Origin of the sequence: Peptostreptococcus stomatis DSM 17678, from assembly GCF_000147675.1 — a bacterium.
In the GTDB taxonomy this organism is placed as follows: Bacteria; Bacillota; Clostridia; order Peptostreptococcales; family Peptostreptococcaceae; genus Peptostreptococcus; species Peptostreptococcus stomatis.
On record NZ_ADGQ01000044.1, the window covers coordinates 29,061 to 51,430 of the forward strand.

The window sequence follows — 22,370 nt, forward strand, 5'->3', positions numbered from 1 at the left end:
CCCCCTTGTATTTTATTTATATCAATCGTATAACGAATAATACCAATTTTATACTCGAGGGTGTTTAAATTTCAATTAGCTACTGCATAACACCTTCAAGCAAATTGTATATCTCTTTGTATGAGTTAGCATTTATACCTCCTCCTATCTGGTATAGAAGGCTTGTACTCCTTGGATATAGGACATCTCTCTGGTACTGGGAAACACTAGATGATGCCAGCACTATAGGTGAATCAGACTTCTGAGCAAAGGCACTAACTGTAATAGCATCTATCGGTGCATTACTCCTAGTTATAAATACCTTTGGAGAGAATGATTTCGTATAGAATTTTTCTATTACCTTAGTATTGGTTTGAATTCTATCATTACCATATATCCTGTTTGAACTTAGATTCATATTTAAGGCTGAGCCCAATTGATTTATTACTGAGTCTGACAGTACATCCGGACCACCTATGAAATATATGTTTTTAACCTGCTTGTTCTTTATCCAATTAATTGAATCCTGGTTTATAGACTTATTTGATGAAACTATAATAGGATTCCTGTTTTTACCTGCCTTAGATGCTATTGACAAAACATCCACTAGGGCTTCCTTACTAGCTATGTAGACTGTATCTACCTGCTTATCTTGTGCTAACTTATCTGCAATTTGCCTAGATGCCACTTCAATATCTGAACTATATATTTTTTCTATAGTCACATTAGATAATTCTCCCTCTATGCTTTTAAGGTCCCTGTTGATTGCAAAGTTATTTGTGCCTACAAGGATTACCTTCCTGGCTCCTAGCCTCTTTATTTCCTTTATTGTGTTGTCACTGAGTTTATTTGGATAGCTAAGTAATATTGGGGCATTGTAACTTGCTGCTAGAGGACTTGATACCACTCCAGCTATCAGGTCTTTACCATTTACCAATACTACTGTTGATGATCCATTTTTCCAACCCTGCTGGCTGATTTTTACAGCAGTTTCTGCCCTATTGGCCCCCCACAATTTATTTTGATATGGGTACCTCCTGTTAGGGTCTGGTTGCTGGTCAGTAGGATTTGTAGTAGTGTATAGGGACTTTAAGTCGTTTGCAACCTGTCCTATATTTACTATATCCTTGGCAGAGAAGAAGACGCTTCCCTTTATATCTTTATACTTTCTATTTAAGTTAATCTGACTTTTGATTTCTGCTGCTACATTTTCACCATTGTATTCATCTTGACCATGCTTGTAGATACCCTGACCTATATATAGGTCTACTCCTGTACCCCTCACCTGGTCGGACCACCATTTTACCAATGTAGCATAATCTGCCTTTGGATGCCCAATTCTCCAGTATACCTGAGGTACTACATAGTCTACTAAACCATTCTTAATCCAGTACCTAGTATCTGCGTATTGCTTATTATATGACTCTCCCCCACTAGTTCTGGAGCCATTGGAATCATTGCTGTAATTCCTCCATATACCAGCTGGGCTAATACCAAAGACAACATTAGAGTTTATTGACTTTATCCTATCCCTTACTGTCTTGACCATATTGTTTATGTTGGCCCTTCTCCAGTTGTCTATACTTCCACTGCCATACTGGTTAAATGTATTGGAATCTGGGAAACCAGGACCTGGATAGAAATAGTCATCAAAATGTATTCCATCAACCTGATAATTTTCAACTATCTCTGCTACCACATCTGATATATACTTGGTTACTTCTGGCTTACCAGGATCATAGTACCACTTGCCCTGGTACTTGATTACCCAATCCCTATGAGTATTTATAGGATTTGATGGTGATGTGGAGCTAATATCATCATATATACTGGCCCTGTATGGGTTAAGCCAAGCATGCACCTTCATACCCCTCTTATGAGATTCCTCTAAGATAAACTGTAGGGGATCATATCCCGGGTCATTACCCTGCTTGCCTGTTAAAAACCTCGACCATGGACTGATATTTGACTTATAAAATGCATCTGACTCCGGTCTAACCTGGATCATTACGGTGTTTATTCCTACATTCTTTAGTCTGTCTAGTAGACTTATATACTCCTGCTTCTGTTTTTCTGAATTACCATAAGAAGCTTTTGAAGGCCAGTCTATATTGAATACTGTAGATATCCATGCTGCCCTGACTTCCGAATCTTGGGCCTTGACCGGACCCAAACTAGCCATAGATGATAGTAACATGCTAAGGGCTAGAGCTAGTGTTGCTACAAAAGAAATTTTCTTCTTCATTTTCTTCCTCCTAATAAAACATCAACTAGCCAGTATGTAAAACACCCACATTCTATTATTTATTTATATATAATTAATGTTATGCTTTATATACTACTATAAGATTCTCAATTAAACAATAATTATAGATAAATTGAATATATATATTTGTGTTATATACAAAATCTATAGTTCCTACTACATACTGGTTATAAAAGTTCTTTTTACTAAAAATGCGACTATAATGCAACATGTAAATGTCGATTATAGTCGCAATATTTTCATAGATTAAATTGCCTATATGTTTCAAACTATATATTAGCTTGATATTTACTGTATGACTCTTCTTGCAGTTGTATAACCACCTAGGTTAGCTATTGTAACTGTTGAGCCTGGCTGTGGAGCGTGTATATACTTTCCATTACCTATATAAAGGGCTACATGATGAACTGGTGAACCCCAGAAAATCAAGTCTCCTGGTCTTAATTCAGATCTTGACACATATGTACCTACAGTAGCCTGGTCCTTAGATACTCTTGGTAGGGTAATTCCTGCCCCATGACTAAATGAATATAACATAAGACCTGAACAGTCGAAAGTATTAGGCCCCTGGGCACCCCAGACATAGTTAGAACCAATCTTTGACTTGGCAACTTCAATAACCTTGTTTATCTTGATCTGAGAAGAGCTGGATGCAAGACTACCACCCTTGTTAAACTTATAAGTTATACCCTTAATGTTTGTAGTCGTATTTGTCAGCATCACACCATTTTGGTCAAAATAGTATAGGTTGTTATCAATCTTTCTCCATAGGTTTTCTGCCCTATTAAAGCTATTTAAGAAATAGTACCACTTGCCGTTTTCCTTGTACCATCCTCTTACCTTTTTGCCATCCTGGTACCTGTAGTACTTACCGGCTTCGTATAGTACACCATTCTTCTTTTTTGAAGCGGCCTCTACTAGGGTTTGCTGACCTAAATCGTATAGCTTCTGCTGTTCAGCACTTACCTCATTTAACTTTTTGCTAGAATCTAAGTCAACCATATGACCATTCTTGTTAAACTGGTATTCCTTACCATCTATACTTATCTTCTGGTCCTTGATCATTATACCATCTTTGTTAAAGTAGTATAAGTTTCCATTTATCTTCCTCCACATATTTTGTGGAAGTTCATATGTGTTTATAATATAGTACTTGTTACCCTTGTACTCTATCCATCCCTTTTTCTGTACGTTATTCACGTAAAAATACCACTTGCCATTTTCCTTTATAAATCCATTAGAACCATTATTAGCTGCCTTTAATGGATTTTCATTTGGAGTAACTTCCAACTGGCTTTCCTCTGGTGTATTAGATGCCTGACTATCTGTGTCAGAAGTAACTGCTTCTGCACCATCATTAGTGGTCTGGCTATCTTCAGCGGTTTGTTGGCTAGTTATTTCTTCAACTTGTTCATCTGCCTTTACATTAGCTGTATACATAAAAGCACTAGATGACAAAACAAATGTCGCTAAGGCTATGGCAATTATTTTCTTACTCGTTCTCTTTTTAAACTGCATCTCTGCCTCCTTTAGTTAAAATATATCCATCAACAAATACAATTCTATCATAAATAAGAAAATAAAGCAAGGTAAAAATTACAATTTGTAACTTTTACCCTGTCTACACTAATATATATTTACATTTTTAACTATTTCTGTAACTTTTTAATCTTTCTTTTTACTACTCCAAAGAACATATCAAAAATCATTTCATACTCTTCTACCTTTAGGAAGTGCATTACTATTGCATATATGATTACTCCCACTCCTACGGCTGAAAGCAGGGCTATAAGCTTTAATAATAGGCCACCAACCAGGCTCGCCCCTACTATTCCATATACCAACTTTACACCTAGGCCCATTATTAAGGCAGCAAAAAGGGCTTTTGCAAAGACTATATAATTGTCCCTAGATGAGTATCCCTCGATCTTCTTTTTCATACTGCGATTGAAAAGGAAGAGACCTATATAGGCCGATACTGCAGTAGCAATTGCCAGTCCCTTATATCCTAGTGGTTTAACCAGTATCAAATTTAAACTGATATTAAATACTATAGATATGATACTATTTATCATAGGGGTCTTGCTATCTTCCATAGAATAAAAACCCCTCGTAAGGACATCCCTTAGGGCAAAGGCCAGGATACCAATTACATATATTAACAAGATGCTAGCCGTCATAGTTGTATCCTTAGATGTAAAGGCATTTCTTTGGAAAAGAACTTCTACTATCTGTTTTGAAAGTACTATGCAACCTACAATTATAGGTACAAGAGCCACTATTATTACATTCATAGTCTTTTTCAAGCTATTTAAAAAGCTATCCATCCTCTCAGAAACTATCATACTGGATAACCTTGGATATATGACAGCCAGTATAGATGTTATAAATAGGGCTTGAACAAATTCATATAGCTTTATTGCATAGCTAAAAGATGCTACTACATCCGTTCCCAACAAAGAAGCCAAGGACTTGTCTACTATTGAATTTATCTGGTTGGCTCCTACCCCTATAACTACTGGTAGTATAAGAATCATCATATCCTTCATAACGGGATCCTGAAGGTTTATCCTTGGCCTATACCTGTATCCCTCCTTATATACAAAAGGAAGCTGAAAAAGAGCCTTGGCTGATATAGCTATAAGTGTACCTACTACCAGGACCATTGGACTTGTCTTCAAACTTAAGAATATAGATACTATTATAATTACACTGTAAGGCATACCTATAAAGCCTGGAATTACATACCTCTTTTTTATCTGTAGGTAGGATGTAAATATGTTAGCCAGTCCAACAAATACTATGCTTGGTAGCAAAATTCTAGTGTACTGGACACATAGCGTATACACATCTCCCTGATAACCTGGTGCAAAAACCTTAACCAAGGGACCTGCAAAGATAATACCTAGGCCCGCTATTGCTAGACAGACTATGACCACAAGATTAACAACTGAATTTAAAAATCCCATTGCCCTTTCAGTAGAATCTTCGGTTTCTAATTTATTGTAAAGGGGTATCAGACTTGTAGCTAAAGCCGTACCTATTACTGCAAAGAGTATTGTAGATATACTATTGGCAGTTGAATATACTGCGGCATACTTTCCCGTACCATAAGCCGATGCCAAGACACTATCCCTAAAGAGACCCAATACCTTGGAAACTATGGTAACTATCATCAAAAGGACGGTAGCCTTTGCTGCTTTTGACATAACTTTCTCCTCTATATTAACTTGTTGACATCTTCAGGTTTCTTGTAGCTGTCAACTAACTTCTTTATCAAACTAATTACTCTTGGGACATCTTCATCTTCTGAAGCCAACTTTAACTCCTCCAGTTGGCCAAAAATTTCGTCCCTATTAAATTCCTGTGGCTTGCCTATGAAAATTTTATTATGATCAGTAACTTTCAGGCCCTCTTCTGCCATTAAAAGCTCCTCATATAACTTTTCACCTGGTCTTAAACCTGTGTATACTATATCTATATCTACATCCGGTTCAAAACCACTAAGCCTTATTATATTCCTTGCCAGGTCATCTATTTTGACTGGATCACCCATGTCCAGGACAAAAATTTCCCCGCCAGAGGCCATGGCACCTGCCTGCATTACCAGGGCAACTGCCTCAGGTATAGTCATAAAGTACCTAATTATATCCTTATGAGTAACAGTTACAGGACCTCCCGCTTGGATTTGAGACTTAAAAAGTGGCACTACTGATCCATTACTTCCCAATACATTGCCAAACCTAACCGCTACAAAGTCTGTAGGACTATTTTCGTTATAAATCTGGATCAATTTTTCTGCCAATCTCTTTGTCGCCCCCATTATATTAGTAGGGTTAACAGCCTTGTCAGTAGATATAAGAACAAATTTCTTTACACCATACTTATCTGAAATCTTTAGGAGGTTTAGTGTACCAAATACATTGTTTTTAACTGCTTCAGTAGGATTTGCCTCCATCAAGGGCACATGTTTGTGGGCGGCCGCATGAAAGACAATATCCGGTCTGTACTTAGAAAAAATCTCTTCTAGTCTCTTTTCCTCCCTTATATTGGCTATCACTACATCCATATCCAACTGGTGGTCATACTTCATCAAAAGTTCCTGTTGCACATTATATACATTGTTTTCATAATTATCAAGCAGTATTATCTTCCTAGGACCATACTTGTATATCTGTCGGCATAATTCAGAGCCTATAGTACCACCTGCCCCAGTAACCATAACGATCTTATGGGATATATAGCCCCTTATCTTGTCCATGTCTAGATTTACCGGGTCCCTTCCAAGAAGGTCATCTATTTCTACATCCCTGATTATCTTAAAATCTACCTTACCGTCTATTATCTCCAAGAAGCTTGGTATGGTCTTTGTATAGCAAGACGTAGCCCTGCAAATGTCTATTATTTCCTTCTTCCTCTTGTTGCTTATATTTGCTATAGAAAATATGATTTCATCAACCATAAATTTCTTGACGATGTCTGGTATATCATCTACCCTACCATCAACTGTCTTACCACAAACCTCTTGACCTAGTAATTGCTCATTGTCATCAATAAGTGCAACAACCTGCCTATTTAATTTTCCCTTATTTTTATTAATTTCATTGATGACCATCTGGCCAGCTTCACCTGCACCAACTATCATCACCCTCGACAATTTCGCCATACCTCACCTTTCATGAAAAAACTTATAAAAGTTTCATATATACCATATGATTATACAAGATAAAGCTCCAGTAAAAACAACCGGACTTTGCAAGTATAATCTATCTATTTTCCAGTACCATATCATATAGCTTGGATATATCCTCAAAGTTATCCTCAAACCTATAAGTAGACACGACAAAGTCTCTTGCATTTTTACCCATAGCTAATCTCATATTATCATCAGTCATAAGCTTATCCATAGCAGCTAGAAGTGTCTCCGCAGACTTTGATTCCACTATCAAGCCTGTTTGACCTTCTTCTACGGATTCCGGATGACCACCAACCCTAGTGATGATTACCGGAACCTGGCAGGCCTGTGATTCAATTGCAGACACACCAAATCCTTCCCTCAAAGATGGGAAAACACATATATCACATGAGTTGTATGTAGCCACTATGACATCAGGTTGAACCCTACCAAGAAATCTTATTGATTCCCTTGATTCTAGTCCGGCCACTTGTTCTTTAAGGGTCGCTTCTTCTTGACCACTACCCCCTATTATGAGCCTTAACTTCTTCCCCTTGTAAAGGCCCTGGTACTTAGTGTAAAGGTTGTCATAGGCCTCTATAAGGTATTTAATACCATACTTCTTTTCTAAACTTTTTACTATGCCAAATGTAAAATAGGTTTCGTCCTTGGCCTCATCCATAGGTGTAAACCTATTAGTATCAACACCAAAATAGGTGATATAAACATTTTTATTAGTGTATAGGTTGGCCTCTCTAGCCATATCTACACTATTTGAAAAAATATAGTCTGCTTTTTTAAAATTATACTTAATAATCATCTTTTGAAGCAGACCCTTTCTAGGAAAATCATATATGTCCGTACCCCATACTGATAGTATATAAGGCCTATAAGCCATTAGGGCCCCCAAAAATCCATAGGAACTAGCATACTGGGCATGTAAAAAATCAGGTTTAATCTTCTCAATTAGGGCCTTGATTTCCTTCCTGTGTTTAAGGTAACTGAACTTACTAAAGAGTCCCTTGTTCCTGACTTCATTTACATTTGTTTGAAAGTTGTGAACCGTCACACCTTCTATGCTCCCCCCATTTAGGGATATTATTTCTATCTCATAGCCCTTCTTTAAAAAGAAGTCACACCACTTTTTAACATGAGGGTTCGAAGCATCCGCTAAATAACAAATCTTTGGCATATAAACCTCCTAGTTAACCCATTTATTTTATGCCTTTATGCTTAATTAATACTAAACAAGGCTATTTTTCCTTCTTAAGTCTCTTTTTTGCTGCATTATATGCATAGAATATGAATACATAAGAGGCCTTCCATATACTCAATTTTTCTATATTTCTATATGTATTCCATGTCCTCCTTATAGCGTTGAACTTGTTGTGTGATAAGGATTCCTTGACTATCCTATACCATACCAGGTCTTCGTATATACCATAGGCATAGTCCACCCTCTTAAGTAGATGTAGCCAGGTAGCCGTATCTTGACCACGCCTAACATTTACCATCCTAAAATCTCCCATTAGGTACCTGTCTATCAGGACAGTAGAACAACCTATAATTGTATTCTTTAAAAGCCCATTGTAGTTTATCTTTTCTGGAGCCCTAGCAACCTTGTGGGTTGGAGTCCCATCCGTATTAGTGTACCTATAAGAGGTAAAACAGAAAGCAACCTTCTTTTCAGCTAAAAAGTTCAACTGCCTCTCCAACTTTTCTGGTTTCCAAATATCATCGCTATCCAAAAAGGCCACATACCTTCCACTAGCCTCTGAAAGTCCGATATTCCTAGTAACGGCTGCTCCAGAATTTTTTTCTAATTTTATATATTTAATTCTATCATCTTCTTTAGCCTTTGCCTCTATAAGGTCGCCTGAAGAATCCGTTGAACAATCGTCTACCAATAATAACTCCCAATTTTTATAGGTCTGTGCCTGGACAGATTCTATAGTTTCTATCAGAAAGTCTTCTGCATTATATACGGGTATTATTATTGATACCAAACCTTCCTTCATGATATCTAACTCCTAACCAATTTTCTTCCTAAGCTTTTTAGGTCTATGTAATTTCAATTTATTTAAACTTGCTTTTCTAATATCAAACTTAGATATACCATAAACTAGTAATATAATACTTATATTACTAGCAATATCTACCAAGATACTCTCTGCAAAGCAGTAGGTCAAAATACTTACAAGTAAAAGTACCTTGTCCTTCTGGCCTTCCTTGCATAAGTTATACATAGCAAGGCATATAAAAGCTATAACTACTATAAATACTATAAGTCCCATACTATATAGGGTCCAAATATAACCACTGTCCAGGGGCATTCTCTGCGAAAATAGGATATCCCTGATATTTGGTGTATAACCAAACAAGTTGATCCCACTAGTAGGATGGGTAATATATGAATGCCAGTATAGGGGTCTATGTGATAAGACCCTATTCAAATAATAATTGCCACTTCCAAACAAGGCTATCACTATGCTCAATATAGACATAAAGGCTGGAAATATACCTATTAATAAGGCGTTCCTCTTCTTCCTTACATCTATCTTCCTTAAAATCAAAAAGGCAATTACTGTTACAATAGCTGTCAGCAAGCCTGTCCTTGTTATAGTCTGAGAATACATCAAAAACGCCATTAGGAATAGGACAAGAAAGTCTACCCTCCTCTTGCTGTAAAATACATAGTAAAAGTAAGAAGACCAGACCAGGAACATACATATAAATGATGAGTTTGGATTACCAAAACCAAAATCATTCCTACCTTCCAAGTATTCAGTCGGGTGTATACCAAGTAGGTTACTAACCAGGTATACAGAAAAGAATATGGCATTAAAAACCATAAACCACTTTACCATGAGCCTAAAATCACATGTATATAGGCCTAGACATAAGTAGTATACATAGGCCATAGTGATGTTTTTTGACATTAGAAACTGGATACCAGCCACTAGTAAAAACAATAAATGTGTAATATTAAATTTTCTTATATCTGTTGCTATCATTATCGTTGATAAACCTAAACTAAGTACCATTATGTACCTAGAAAAAGAATTCATATCAAAAAAGTCCCCATAAAACTTAAATACAGCCATAAAGACTATGATGATACCAAATAAATTTCTCCATTTATCTTTTAACATCAAACTACTCCCTTAGTATAAACTATTTCTTTAAATTAAGTATAGCTTCAAAAATTCTATCACAATTTTTCCCATCCCTAAGATCAAAAAATTCTTCAACCCTTTGAGCATAAATATCTTCCATCCTAAAGTCATTTTCAAAGTAGTCTGCTAGCTTACTAACTAGAGATTCTTCATCCAAAATCACCTTGCCAAAACCATCATCCTCATAGCTAAAATAACCTGGTGCATACTTATCGTCCTTTATCTTCTGGTAGTATATAAGGGGTTTTTTCATATAGGCAAAGTCAAAGGCTACAGATGAGAAATCTGTTATCAATAGCTCTGACTCCTTCAACAAGGTTTGGACATCATAGTCATCCTTGTCAGCCAAAATAACCCTCCTATTGTCATTATCAAAGGCCCCCTTGTAGGGTTGCATTTCAAAATGAGGATAGAAGATCAGGTCCCTATCATACTTTTCCAATAGGTCCAATATTTTCCTGTTATTAATCAAAGAATTTAGTGACTTAAAATAATCAGAAGCCAAGAAGCTAGTCATATCTAAATTATCCTGATTCTTATATGAAGGAGTTATTATAGTCTGCCTCCACGTAGGCATCAAGAGAATCTGCTTTTTTGTCTTGAAGTCATTTAACCTGTCATATCTTGCAATACCTGTCCTTACAACTACTCCATCATCAAAGCCATAATTAGGTCCACATATAGACTCATATTCACGCTTGGTCGTAGTTATAAACAAGTCTATCTTAGTAGAAGCATTGTAATACATGCTCAAGTCACTAAGTATGACACCATGCTGTAAAAGAACAAACTTCTTCTTGTCCTTCCTATCTAATAGGAGCTTGTAAAGTTTGTAACTCCAAGGCTCTAAAAAACCAAGATGTGATGATATTGCATATTCACATAGTAGAAAGGCTATCTTATGGTCCTCACTGCCAAATTCTATGATATTCCCAAGGTCTTTGACCCTGTCATAGTCCTTCTTATGAGAAGAATCTATTACATACCATGCATTGATCTCAGGATGATTTTCCCTCAAATACTTGAAAAAAACATAGCCGTTATCCTTAGCTTCCACCCCTCTTTCAGATATCAGCCACATATTTTTATACTTGTCTTCTTCCCTATATTTATTGACTTTACTATTATAGACCAGCATATCCAAGGAATTTTTGCTTAGTCTAACTATTTTTTCAACCAGACTCATAATACCACCCTAAACCCTAAATTTTAGTTGTTCCTTGATAGCTGACATAAATATTCCCCAGAATTTTCCATCATTGCTATCCTTTATAATCCTCATTTTCTTAAAACCAAAGGCTATAAATAGTATAAAGCCCGTAAAACCACCAAACAATCTTTTGAAAAGTGGCCCCTTACCTAAAATTGATTCTGCATCGGTATAATTAACCCTCTTGTAAGGATGGTAGGATACAACAACTGGAAAATAATACATCTTTCTCTTGCCCTCATTGTAGGCATCCATTATAAATATATTTTCTTCACCTGAATTGTACTTTTTCCCTATACCAAATCTCTCATCAAACCTATGAGTCATAGGGTCTAACTGGTGGGCATTAAACCACATATCTAGTGTAAGCTGCTTTAATGTCTGCCTCCTGGATATACCCATAATAGGTTCCTTTGGATAGTCTGCAGTAGACTTCTTAGTTATTGGATCAAAGTTTTGAAAAATAGCTATATCTGGATTGTATTTTTCAAAATGCTTCTTTACTATCTCCAAGGTATTGTCTGCATACCAGCAGTCATCATCGGTAAAGGTATATACATCCCCTGTACAATAATCCATAGTTGCATTCCTGCTTACAGAACAGCCTATGCCACCTGCATCGATATGCTTGTATTCAAAAGTGTGTTTTTTAAGTATTTCATCTATCTCTTTGAAGTTAGTCTGTGAACCTACTATAACTTCAAAGTTCTTATATGTTTGTCTATCTAGGCTATCAAACAATACATCCAGTTCCTTTAACCTGGAACCATATGTACCCAACAATAAACTGAATTTCATAATATACTTCCCTTCTTCCTCACTTTAAGAACAGGCCCACTATTTAGACAAAAAATGCTTAAATATATTTACTAAAGCATAGTTTGTAAAACAGTACAAGGATTTAAGAAGGCCTAATTTTTCTTCATTTCTTAAGATATTCCAAGTCCAAGTAGCCGCCTTTAATTTATTACCAGAAAGTGAATTCTGCCTTGTCCTATATAGGGCCAGAAGATCATTTAATCCATGGGCCTTGTGACCCTGCTTCAGTATCCTTAACCATGCAGCATAGTCTTCATGCCTGGTTTTTGGCATGACAATTTCCTTAACGTAATTTCTGTCAATTACTACTGTCAAGCAGGCTATGGCATTATGCTTTAACAACTTGTTGTAGTCCAATTCTTCCTTGGCCTCTACCACAGTATTCATTAGCTTGCTATCTGCATCCATAAACCTGTAGCTGGTAAAAGTGAACTCATATTTGTTTTCCAACATAAAGTCTATTTGACGGCTGATTTTTTCAGGTAACCAAACGTCATCGCTATCTAAAAAGGCAATAAACCTGCCCTTAGCATTTTGTATGGCTACATTTCTTGCATTTGCTACCCCAGCGTTTTCCATCAAATATATAGCCTTAACTTTTTCACTTTTTTCCTTATATTTTTCTAAAATATCCCTAGACCTATCGTTAGACATATCATCCACACAAATAATTTCTATATCTTCATAAGTTTGGCTTAAGACACTATCTAAAGTTTCTTCCAAGTATCTCTCGGCATTATATACAGGCATAATGACCGAAACCAACTTGTTAGTATATACTTTTTCCATCTCGTTCATTTAAAAATCCCCTTCTATCTTGCTCCGTCACCTGTAAAAATAACCTTAACAGTCATAAAGACTATCTTTATATCCAAAAGTAGACTCCTGTTTTTTATATAATAGATATCGTACTTTAGCTTTTCTCCTGGGTCTATTTCATAACCCCCATTTACCTGGGCCCATCCTGTCAGTCCTGGTTTTATAGCCAGCCTGTAAACAAAATGCCCATATGTTTCTTCAAATTCCTTGGTGAAGCCTGGTCTTTCAGGTCTAGGTCCAATAATACCCATATCCCCTTTAAAGATATTAAATAACTGGGGTATTTCATCAATCCTAGTCTTTCTTATAAATTTCCCAACCTTGGTTACCCTTGGGTCATCTTTTTCAGCCCACTGGGCCCCAAATTTTTCAGCATCAGTCCTCATTGACCTAAGCTTGTAAACATAAAATTCCTTACCGTGTCTTCCCAGCCTCTCCTGCTTGTAAAGGATAGGTCCCTTATCCTCTAATTTTATAAAAATACCTGCTATCAATATTACCGGTATCCCTATTATCATGGCTAAGAAACTCAGTACTATATCAACTATCCTCTGACATAGTTCCAGGCCCTTACCACCCTTTACTATAGTGTAATCTATGGTATCAATATACTCTTTTAGTTCTACGTCATCTCCACCGTACTTGTTTAGAGACATCATTATCCTCCCTTCAGCAGTTGATACGCTAATTTATTGCGTACACCAGCCTATATTATTCCAAAACTTTGTATTCTTACAAATCAATATCAAACGACTTCTTTGTAAGAAAAACCCTTACTGTCATGAATAATGCCAGTAAAACCAAAAGTATTGTAGTAGTTACTTTGAATCTTTCTATATTAAAGAAGTTTCTTCTTTCAATTTTAAAACCGACCTGGTTGAGTTCTGTATATTTTCTCTCCTTAACCAGTTTTTCATCTGCAGTTGCAAGATAATTATTCTCTATCAAAAGTAATGGAGAATTGTTATCTGCTGCCAGTGGGGCAATTGCTATTGCATTTATCAACTGACCCGATGCTATAGACCTCTTGTGAAGGACTTCCCCACCCTTAGAGACATAAAGTTTTTTACCCTTCTTATATAGGCGGTCCATTATATTCCTATTAACTTCATACCTGTCCCTTCCACTTATTTTCACCAAACTGGCAAAAATCTTGTTAAAATTCCTGTTCAAGGTATTTTTATTAGTTACTATAAAGGCCTTCTTGACCCCATACTTATCCACATATTTTTTCAGCTTGGCTGCATCATCATCACCACCAGATATTACTATCACCGGTATGTTGTTTTTCTGTGCGTAAGGTGAAAAAGATATGGCATTTGGTAAGTCAAATACATCGTTACTAACTAGAGCCACTGCATCAACTTTTTTCTTGTCAGCCATCATGCTAGCAAGTTTTATGGAAAGGTCTGTAGCATTGCTCTCTATTAGCCGATCTACCTTATATCCATTCCTCTTAAAAGACCTCTCAACCCTCTTATTTAAACTATTTATTCCTCCTATTAGGACTACCTTCTTGACTCCTAGTTTCTTCATTTGATCATATACAGGCTTCTTTATAGTATAGCTTTCTATATAAAATACCGGATATTTATTGTTATAGGCATAAGGTGCTATGGATACTATCTGGTCTATCATTTCAGTATTTACCACTATGGCTGTATCAGCCTTTTTAAATCGTTTGTCAACAACCGTATTTACAGTATCATACCTGGTATCACCCGTATAGTCAACTATATCAAATTTATCAAAGTATAACTTATCAAGCAGTTTTCCGCCGCCTATATATATAATTAAAAATATAAGTATAAGTGCTGTATATTTTATAATCTTTTTCATACTTAATTCTCCTGCTCTATTTTGTGTGAAATAAACACAGTTTCACTCACTACACTATTATACTATATATTGAAAATTTGTGCAAAGCTTGTAAAGAAAAAAAGATATATAGAGAACTTTTATAATTCTCCATATATCTTATTTAAAACTATTAATTAAAAGCAGCAATTATACCCTTGGCTATTTGTATACCCATTGTCCTAAGTGCCTCATCTGATTTTAGCTGGTTTACATCATGTGAATTAGACATAAATCCACCTTCCACTAAAATCGCTGGTGCAAGAGTATTTGAGATTACATATAGGTGGGTACCATCCTTTACTCCCCTATTTTTCATATTAAACTTAGATAATATGCTATTTAATACCTTCTTAGCAGTATTTTGAGCAAAGCTACCTTCACCTGTATATACTTCTACACCATTACCACTCTGTTCTCCAGTGTCCGGATTTATTACATCTCCGCCCTTATTGTAGTGAATACTACAGAATAAGACTGCCTTGCTATTATTAGAGATATCTGCCCTATCCTGAAGTGTAGGGTAGGTATCATTCTTCCTGGTCATTACTACGTCAGCTCCAGCCTTTGTAAGGTAATCAGCACATGCTAGGGCTGTCTTTAGGGTCCAGTCTTTTTCCTTGTAACCATTTAGCCCAACTGCACCTGAATCCTTACCTCCATGACCTGGATCTATTACTATAGTCTTTCCCTTAATACCTTTACTTGGTGTAACATTATTATCACCACCATTGTTTCCTGGTTTTTTATTAGGCTTTTCCTTAGACTTATCTTCCGGTTTAGGATTAGTTTCTATTGTACCGCTACCTGTAGGAGCCGATTGAAAACCAGACTTAATCAGGTTAGTTACACTAGCACTTATTCCTCCACCAATCTGATAGATTGCATTTCCCTGTACTTTATTTAAAAAATTCTGAGATGCTACTGCCAGCTTATTCCTATGTGTTATCAGTATAGGACACGATTTCAATGTTGCAAATGGTCCTGCACTTACTGTATCTATTAAGCCGTTATTCTCTGCCTTTGTGACTATCAGACTGGTGATATCACTATTTCTATAAAACTTATTTATAACCTTTATATTTGTCTGGTACCTGTCATTACCATATATTCTGTTGGCCTGGCCACCATTTCTAACCACTGAGCTAATCTTATTAATAAGACTGTTTGATATAGAATCCTGGCCGCCTATATAGTATACATTATCAGCAGAATTTTTTAGGTAGTTATAAACACCACTGTTAACATAGTTCTTACTTGCAACCAAGACTGGTGCCATAGTGCTTCCTGCCCTTGAAGATATAGATAGGGCATCGGCCACACCATATTCAGTACTTACAAGGTAGGCTGTGTTCACCTTACGACTTGAAGATATCTTTTCTGCTACAGCTGCTGATAAGTCACTTGGGTTCTTACCAAAAATTCTTGCCATCTCAGCTCCTGTATTGGCCTTAATAACATTAGAAATACCCTTGGAAATATGGCTAGTATCACCAATCATGTATACTCTCTTAGGCTTTAACCTCTTTATTTCATCTAATACTGATGGTTTAATAGCTTTTGCAGATGTCAATAATATCGGTGCCTTATTCAAACTGGCAAATGGAGTTGCAATTAAACCATAAATAGCGTTTGATGAATTTACCAAAACTACTGTATCTGCCCCATTTGGATAAGAGGCCTTACTAACCTGGATAGATGTCTCATACCTATCACTACCATATAAATATGACACGTTTGCATTAGACTTAGCATAGTTGGAATCCAATTTTTCCTCATATGATAGGTCTCCTTCCTCAGCGTCAAGATATTCACTTACATTTCCATCCTGGTCTAACTTGGCCACCCCAAGCTTAATTTTCATTACTCCAGACTGGTCTTCTGATCCATTATTAGAACTGCTTGCTTCTATTTTTGAACCAGTATCACTGGCATTTACTTCATTTGCAAGACTATATGGTGTTAAAGCAGCCAAGATAGTCACAGCTAGTGTCATTGCCATAATTCTTTTCAAAAAAACTTTCATCCATTACCTCCCCAAAAACATTCTATATTACTTAAATAAATGAGCAAATCAATACTTCTTTATTATACCACAAAAGTTACATTTTGTAACCTATTTTATTAAAAAGACCGAATATATTATAATTTGGTTTTTTATTCACCAATTAAATATTCGGTCTTTACAATGCTTTCTAATTAAATTTTTATCTGTTAGCTAAGTCATAAGTAAAGCATCCTATCCTAATATAGTTCTTATTTCTTTACAACAACCTTGCCATTAGCATCCCTATTTATTACCTCTTTTGGTAGGAAGTCTGTATAGAAACCACTCACGTAGCTATTCCTTAGGGAGTTAACCTTATTCTGATCATTATATGTATACATATATAGGCTGATATCCCTATCTACTAATTTTTTAGTCAAATCAGCCGAGAATTTAAACTTATTGGCTGCAACAATCTTTATACCGTGTTCATATGAGAAATCAACAATCCTATTTACCTCTAATTCCTCTAGCCTATAAGTCGTGAATATCATAGACTTAAAGTCGTATATATTCATTACAGGCTTGTACATCTCTTCATAGTATATCTGTGGTATTACCCTATTCAAAGATGATGGGTCTATCTTTTTAAAAGTATCAACAAGTTTTTTATAAGCCTGCTCGACACTCTTGATGTCATTTGTCTTAAGATCTACTACCAGGTATACATCCTTATGTTCTTTCATAAATTCTACTACGTTGTCCAAGGCCAGAGTATCATACTTACCCAATATCTTTTCACTCAAGAATTCCTTCTTAGTCGGTTTAGTATTTGCCCAAGAAAGAGGTAGTGCCAGTTCCGACAAACCCTGTCTATCATAGGAATGTAAGAGTATCAATTCATTATCAGAGGACATGGACATATCGGCCTCAAAAACTCTCAAACCCCTCTTGTAACTTGATATCATAGCCTGCTTGGAATTGGTATAGGAGTTGCCATCAACGCCACCCATGGCATGTGCTATATACCTGTTCTCACCAACCCAAGAATAGTTAAATTTTTTAGGATAGTTATCCATATATACAGTCCTATCACTTGATTGGACTACATTGACATCTAAGACCTTATAGATAAAGTCTAGGGGAACGTATATGGTATCTTCCATATATTCCATTACACCGTCCATCTTTAGGACATCCTTATTTTTAGCAAACCTAACTTCATTAGACCCCCTCTTTAGATAGTAGGTATATTTTTTATACTTAACTTCTACTTCTCCAAAAGGCAGGAACTTGTATTCAATTTTAGTCCCAAAATTATTGCACAACTCTAACAAGGGAACGTATACTATACCATTATTAATCTTATAAGGTTTATTCATTTGAGCAACCTTATTATTGGTAATTAATCTTTCCCTTATATTTGTGTTCTTGTATTCACTTATAATCTTCCTCTGACTCTGATGGTAGTGAAGCAACCTAAATAAGGCCAAGATCAATATTAGGGAAATCAATAGAATCAAGGCTTTTCTAACCCTATTTTTAGCAATTTCCGTATTAAATTTTTCTAACATAAGCCCCCCACTATCATATATTAATCTTCAATTTATACTTTTCCAATAAGTTAAAAAGTAATACCCAAATTACCGTTATAAATACTGAATAAATTGCTGATGCATAATCAGTACCGGTTATCGGCAGTATAAAGTCAGTTGTGAACCAATTATTAAATGGCAACCAAGTCGCTGTATAAATAGACTTTATATGTATGAATTTGATCAACTCATGTACGGCAGTATCTAAAAGAATTATAGCTACTGCGTTCAAACCTACCCTCTTCAATAGACTAGTGCCAAAACTTAGACCAACAATATCGCATAAAAGGTAGGTTAACATACTAATAAAGTAGATATATTCTGCCATCCGCAAGACAAAGGTCAAACTAAAAACATTCCTGTTCAAAGGTATGAATATCTGACTGATATGTGATAATATAAACATCAGTATAGATAATAAGGCCAAGTTGACCAATTTTTTTAGTTCATCATTTATCCTATAGTAGTTACTTAGGATTGACCCTATAGATTTAGGATTCAACCAACTTTTAATATCTATCCATAAATTAGACCTGTTAAAACCATATGTATTTACCATCCTAGGTCTGGTGTACTTTTTGTATCTTTTGTTTTTTATAGGTTTTTTGTTAAAAATGCAGGCAATAGATATACCTATCATACCCAAGGGACTTGCTGCCAGGATTGCCAACAAGCCCTCTGGGTCGGCAAGGGACTTGCTCATAAATCCACCTAAAACCGACCTATCTATGCCAATGAATGCACTTTTATCCATAGAATAACCATTTATAAAGGCTATAAGGGTCATAATGCAAGATACCAGGATGGCCATAATCAAGAAAACATATGTTAAGGCATTGTTTTTAATCTTAAGATTCAAAAGCCCAATATAGGCCAGGGCCACCAACAAATAATCTACGGCCAAGAGTTGGTATGGTCCAGTCAGCCTGATACTATCCCTTCCCTCCATAAAAATCACAGAATACAAGATCCCTATGACAAATATGATTACAAACCTGACAAAAACCCTCTTTACTATGTCTATAATCAAGTCTCCATCAGCATAGTTTTTCTTTACAAAAAATGGTATGGACATGCCCATTATTAGTACAAAATAGGGAAGTACAAGATCTGCAAAGGTCATACCATGCCAGGTAGAAATTGACAAGTTGCTTGAAACTGCAGATTCCATACCCTGGTTAATTATAAATAGGGCTGCTACTACAAAGATACCCCTCAATACATCAATGGCACCTACCCTCATATAGGCATATTCTTGGTCCTTTGCCTTTTTATCCAAATATAAATTTTTAATAATCTTCAAGTACTTACGTATATAAGTCTTCAGAGCAAATTCTTCCACATCATTTACATACATTATAATATCACCTTCATTTATTCATCTTCTTCGTCAAAGGTAAATACAAATTTTAATGTTTCTCTCCTAATCTTTCTATTTAAGGATTCAAACATCTTGTAGCCCTCTATCGTATACTCCTTAACAGGATCCTTTTGGGCTACGGAGACTAGACCCACACTCTGTCTCATCTGGTCCATCAAGTCTATGTGGTCAACCCAGTAAGTATCTACTACCTTTAGTAGTATTTCTTTTTCCTGTTGGGCAAGTTCATATTCTGGAACCATCATCATCTTCAATTCATATACCCTTTTAACAATTTCCATAGTATTGTCGATTACCTCGTCCCTAGTCATATTGGCTATATCAGGTATCAACAATGTTCCTTCTGGCATAAAAGCAGTGTAAAGACTCTTGAAATAGTTGAAATAGTTTCTTGGCTTTACGTCAATATACTTTTCAACACTTTCAACAACTGTATCCCTAGCCATCTGCATTATAGTATCTCTTAGGTCAACACCCATTAGTACATTGTCTCTTTCACCATAGATGACCTTTCTCTGCTTGTCTATTACATTATCGTACTTTAATACATCTTTTCTCTGTTCAAAATTCTTACCTTCTATACCCTTTTGGGCATTTTCTATTGCCCTAGTTAGGGCCCTACTAGATAAGGCCCCATGTTCATCTGGCTTTAGCTTCTTGCTTAATTTTTTGATGGCAGCACCACCATATAACTTGATAATTTCATCCTCTATACTTACATAGAACCTGGAAACACCTGGGTCACCCTGTCTACCAGAACGTCCCCTTAGCTGGTTGTCTATTCTACGAGACTCATGTCTTTCAGTACCTAGAACATATAGACCACCTAATTCCTTAACCTGGTCTTCTATTTCCTTATCACCATTACCCAGTTTGATATCCGTACCCCTACCAGCCATATTGGTAGCTATCGTAATATTTCCAATCATACCGGCCTTGGCAACTATTTCTGCTTCTTTCTTATCATTCTTAGCATTTAGTATTTCATGCTTTACCCCCCTCTTTGTCAAGAGTCTTGATAAGATTTCTGATTTTTCGACAGTAGCAGTACCTATCAACATTGGTTGACCTGTACTGTGGACTCTTATTATCTCTTCTACAACAGCATCAAACTTTTCTTTTTCTGTTGAATATACCTTATCGTTTAAGTCCGCCCTTATTACTGGCTTATTTGTAGGTATCTGTACAACATTCATATTGTAAGTTTGTTCAAATTCATTTTCTTCAGTTTTGGCTGTACCTGTCATACCAGACAGTTTTTCGTACATCCTAAAGAAGTTCTGGTAGGTAACAGTTGCCATAGTCTTGTTGTCAGACTTGATTTCAACCTTTTCTTTGGCCTCTATAGCCTGATGAAGACCATCAGAAAACCTCCTACCATCCATTATTCTACCTGTAAATTCATCAACTATAAACACTTCTCCATCCTTGACTACATAGTCATCATCAAGGTCCATCAACTTGTGGGCTGTAAGAGCCTGGTTGATATGGTGGTAGATGGCCATATTATTTAAATTTGTGATAGTCCTTATCTTAAAGAAATTCTCAGCCTTCCTAAAACCTGATTCAGTCAAGGATACCGTGTGTTCCTTTTCATCAAGGTCATAGTCCTCTTCATCAATAGTTTTTACGAAATCATCAGCAAGATAATATAGGTCACTAATTGCTTCACCCTCACCTGATATAATCAAGGGAGTTCTCGCCTCATCTATAAGTATTGAGTCAACCTCATCTATTATACAGTAGTAAAGTTTGCTCTGAACCTTAGCTTCAATATTTTTAACCATATTGTCTCTTAGGTAGTCAAATCCAAACTCTGAGTTGGTACCATAGGATACATCACAATTATATTGGAACCTTCTAGTATTTGGATCCTGTCCAGTTATGATAGTACCAACTGTCATACCCAAAAATTCAAAAACCGGCCTAACTGTATTGGCATCACGCTCAGCCAGGTAGTCATTTACTGTGATTACATGGACTCCCTTGCCTAATAGGGCGTTTAAGTAGCAAGGAGCCACAGCAACTAGGGTTTTACCTTCACCAGTCTTCATCTCTGCTATCTTACCCTGGTGTAGGACTATACCTCCTATCAACTGAACCCTATACTGTCTCATACCTAAGACTCTCTTACAAGCCTCTCTGGCAACAGCAAAGGCCTCTACTAATACATCATCAATCGATTCCCCTTCATTTAACCTATCTTTGAAGGCCTGAGTCTTATTTCTAAGTTCCTCATCTGGAAGAGAAGATATTTCATCTTCCATTGCCTCTATCTTATCTACAATCTTATTTATTTTTTTATTTCTGCATCATCTTTTTTACTTAAAAACGAATCTAAAACTGACATTATTTACTCCTTATATTTCAATTTTTATATCAAATAGGGCTAATTTATCCCCCTAATAATCTTCTTCTACAGGTCTTATTTACCCACTTTCAGTAAATTTACCTACTTCGACTTCTATATTATACCATTAAAATTAGATTTTCACAAAAACTATTAGACATTTTTCATAACTTATTGTATAATATACTTACTTAAAAGAATTACATTTCTTATTAGGTATTTCTCACAAAAAAGTAGAGGTTGATAGGCAACCTCT

Annotated in this window: 16 protein-coding genes; all 16 read right to left on the bottom strand. The window is 36.0% G+C overall.

All coding sequences use genetic code 11. The features are described 5' to 3' along the window. Nucleotides 1-79: 79 nt before the first annotated feature. Nucleotides 80-2,224, bottom strand: coding sequence for a family 10 glycosylhydrolase (locus tag HMPREF0634_RS04015; RefSeq protein ID WP_007789200.1), 2,145 nt, complete (start codon nt 2,222-2,224; stop codon nt 80-82). Nucleotides 2,225-2,533: 309 nt separating this feature from the next. Further along, on the bottom strand, nt 2,534-3,763 hold the full coding sequence (locus HMPREF0634_RS04020; RefSeq protein WP_007789226.1) for a C40 family peptidase: 1,230 nt from the start codon (nt 3,761-3,763) through the stop codon (nt 2,534-2,536). A gap of 131 nt (nt 3,764-3,894) precedes the next feature. Continuing rightward, the gene (murJ, locus tag HMPREF0634_RS04025) at nt 3,895-5,454 is read right to left on the bottom strand and encodes a murein biosynthesis integral membrane protein MurJ (protein WP_007789224.1); all 1,560 of its coding nucleotides are present in this window, start codon (nt 5,452-5,454) and stop codon (nt 3,895-3,897) included. Between the two features lie 11 nt (nt 5,455-5,465). Then, the gene (locus HMPREF0634_RS04030; RefSeq protein ID WP_007789217.1) at nt 5,466-6,911 is read right to left on the bottom strand and encodes a polysaccharide biosynthesis protein; all 1,446 of its coding nucleotides are present in this window, start codon (nt 6,909-6,911) and stop codon (nt 5,466-5,468) included. 100 nt (nt 6,912-7,011) lie between these two features. Continuing rightward, complete coding sequence (locus HMPREF0634_RS04035; RefSeq protein ID WP_007789244.1) at nt 7,012-8,112, bottom strand: glycosyltransferase; 1,101 nt, start codon at nt 8,110-8,112, stop codon at nt 7,012-7,014. A gap of 61 nt (nt 8,113-8,173) precedes the next feature. Next, nucleotides 8,174-8,938 (bottom strand): glycosyltransferase family 2 protein, encoded by a 765-nt coding sequence (locus HMPREF0634_RS04040; protein WP_007789228.1) that lies wholly within the window; start codon nt 8,936-8,938, stop codon nt 8,174-8,176. A 12-nt stretch (nt 8,939-8,950) separates the two neighbouring features. Next, nucleotides 8,951-10,072, bottom strand: coding sequence for a hypothetical protein (locus HMPREF0634_RS04045; protein ID WP_050786352.1), 1,122 nt, complete (start codon nt 10,070-10,072; stop codon nt 8,951-8,953). A gap of 22 nt (nt 10,073-10,094) precedes the next feature. Beyond that, complete coding sequence (locus HMPREF0634_RS04050; RefSeq protein WP_007789237.1) at nt 10,095-11,282, bottom strand: CDP-glycerol glycerophosphotransferase family protein; 1,188 nt, start codon at nt 11,280-11,282, stop codon at nt 10,095-10,097. A gap of 9 nt (nt 11,283-11,291) precedes the next feature. Further along, nucleotides 11,292-12,104: a glycosyltransferase family A protein gene (locus tag HMPREF0634_RS04055; RefSeq protein WP_007789215.1), complete on the bottom strand. Its 813-nt coding sequence runs from the start codon at nt 12,102-12,104 to the stop codon at nt 11,292-11,294. Nucleotides 12,105-12,143: 39 nt separating this feature from the next. Further along, the gene (locus HMPREF0634_RS04060) at nt 12,144-12,923 is read right to left on the bottom strand and encodes a glycosyltransferase family 2 protein (RefSeq protein WP_007789202.1); all 780 of its coding nucleotides are present in this window, start codon (nt 12,921-12,923) and stop codon (nt 12,144-12,146) included. A gap of 14 nt (nt 12,924-12,937) precedes the next feature. Then, the gene (locus HMPREF0634_RS04065) at nt 12,938-13,600 is read right to left on the bottom strand and encodes a sugar transferase (RefSeq protein WP_007789210.1); all 663 of its coding nucleotides are present in this window, start codon (nt 13,598-13,600) and stop codon (nt 12,938-12,940) included. A gap of 76 nt (nt 13,601-13,676) precedes the next feature. Further along, entirely contained in the window at nt 13,677-14,783 is a 1,107-nt protein-coding gene (locus HMPREF0634_RS04070) for a cell wall-binding repeat-containing protein (protein WP_007789213.1), read from the bottom strand. Nucleotides 14,784-14,934: 151 nt separating this feature from the next. Then, complete coding sequence (locus tag HMPREF0634_RS04075) at nt 14,935-16,827, bottom strand: N-acetylmuramoyl-L-alanine amidase (protein ID WP_007789216.1); 1,893 nt, start codon at nt 16,825-16,827, stop codon at nt 14,935-14,937. A gap of 230 nt (nt 16,828-17,057) precedes the next feature. Continuing rightward, entirely contained in the window at nt 17,058-18,362 is a 1,305-nt protein-coding gene (locus HMPREF0634_RS04080) for a phosphatidylinositol-specific phospholipase C/glycerophosphodiester phosphodiesterase family protein (RefSeq protein WP_040565746.1), read from the bottom strand. Nucleotides 18,363-18,375: 13 nt separating this feature from the next. Next, entirely contained in the window at nt 18,376-19,740 is a 1,365-nt protein-coding gene (locus HMPREF0634_RS04085; RefSeq protein WP_040565737.1) for a DUF5009 domain-containing protein, read from the bottom strand. 17 nt (nt 19,741-19,757) lie between these two features. After that, the gene (secA, locus tag HMPREF0634_RS04090) at nt 19,758-22,031 is read right to left on the bottom strand and encodes a preprotein translocase subunit SecA (RefSeq protein ID WP_007789251.1); all 2,274 of its coding nucleotides are present in this window, start codon (nt 22,029-22,031) and stop codon (nt 19,758-19,760) included. Nucleotides 22,032-22,370: the final 339 nt, after the last annotated feature.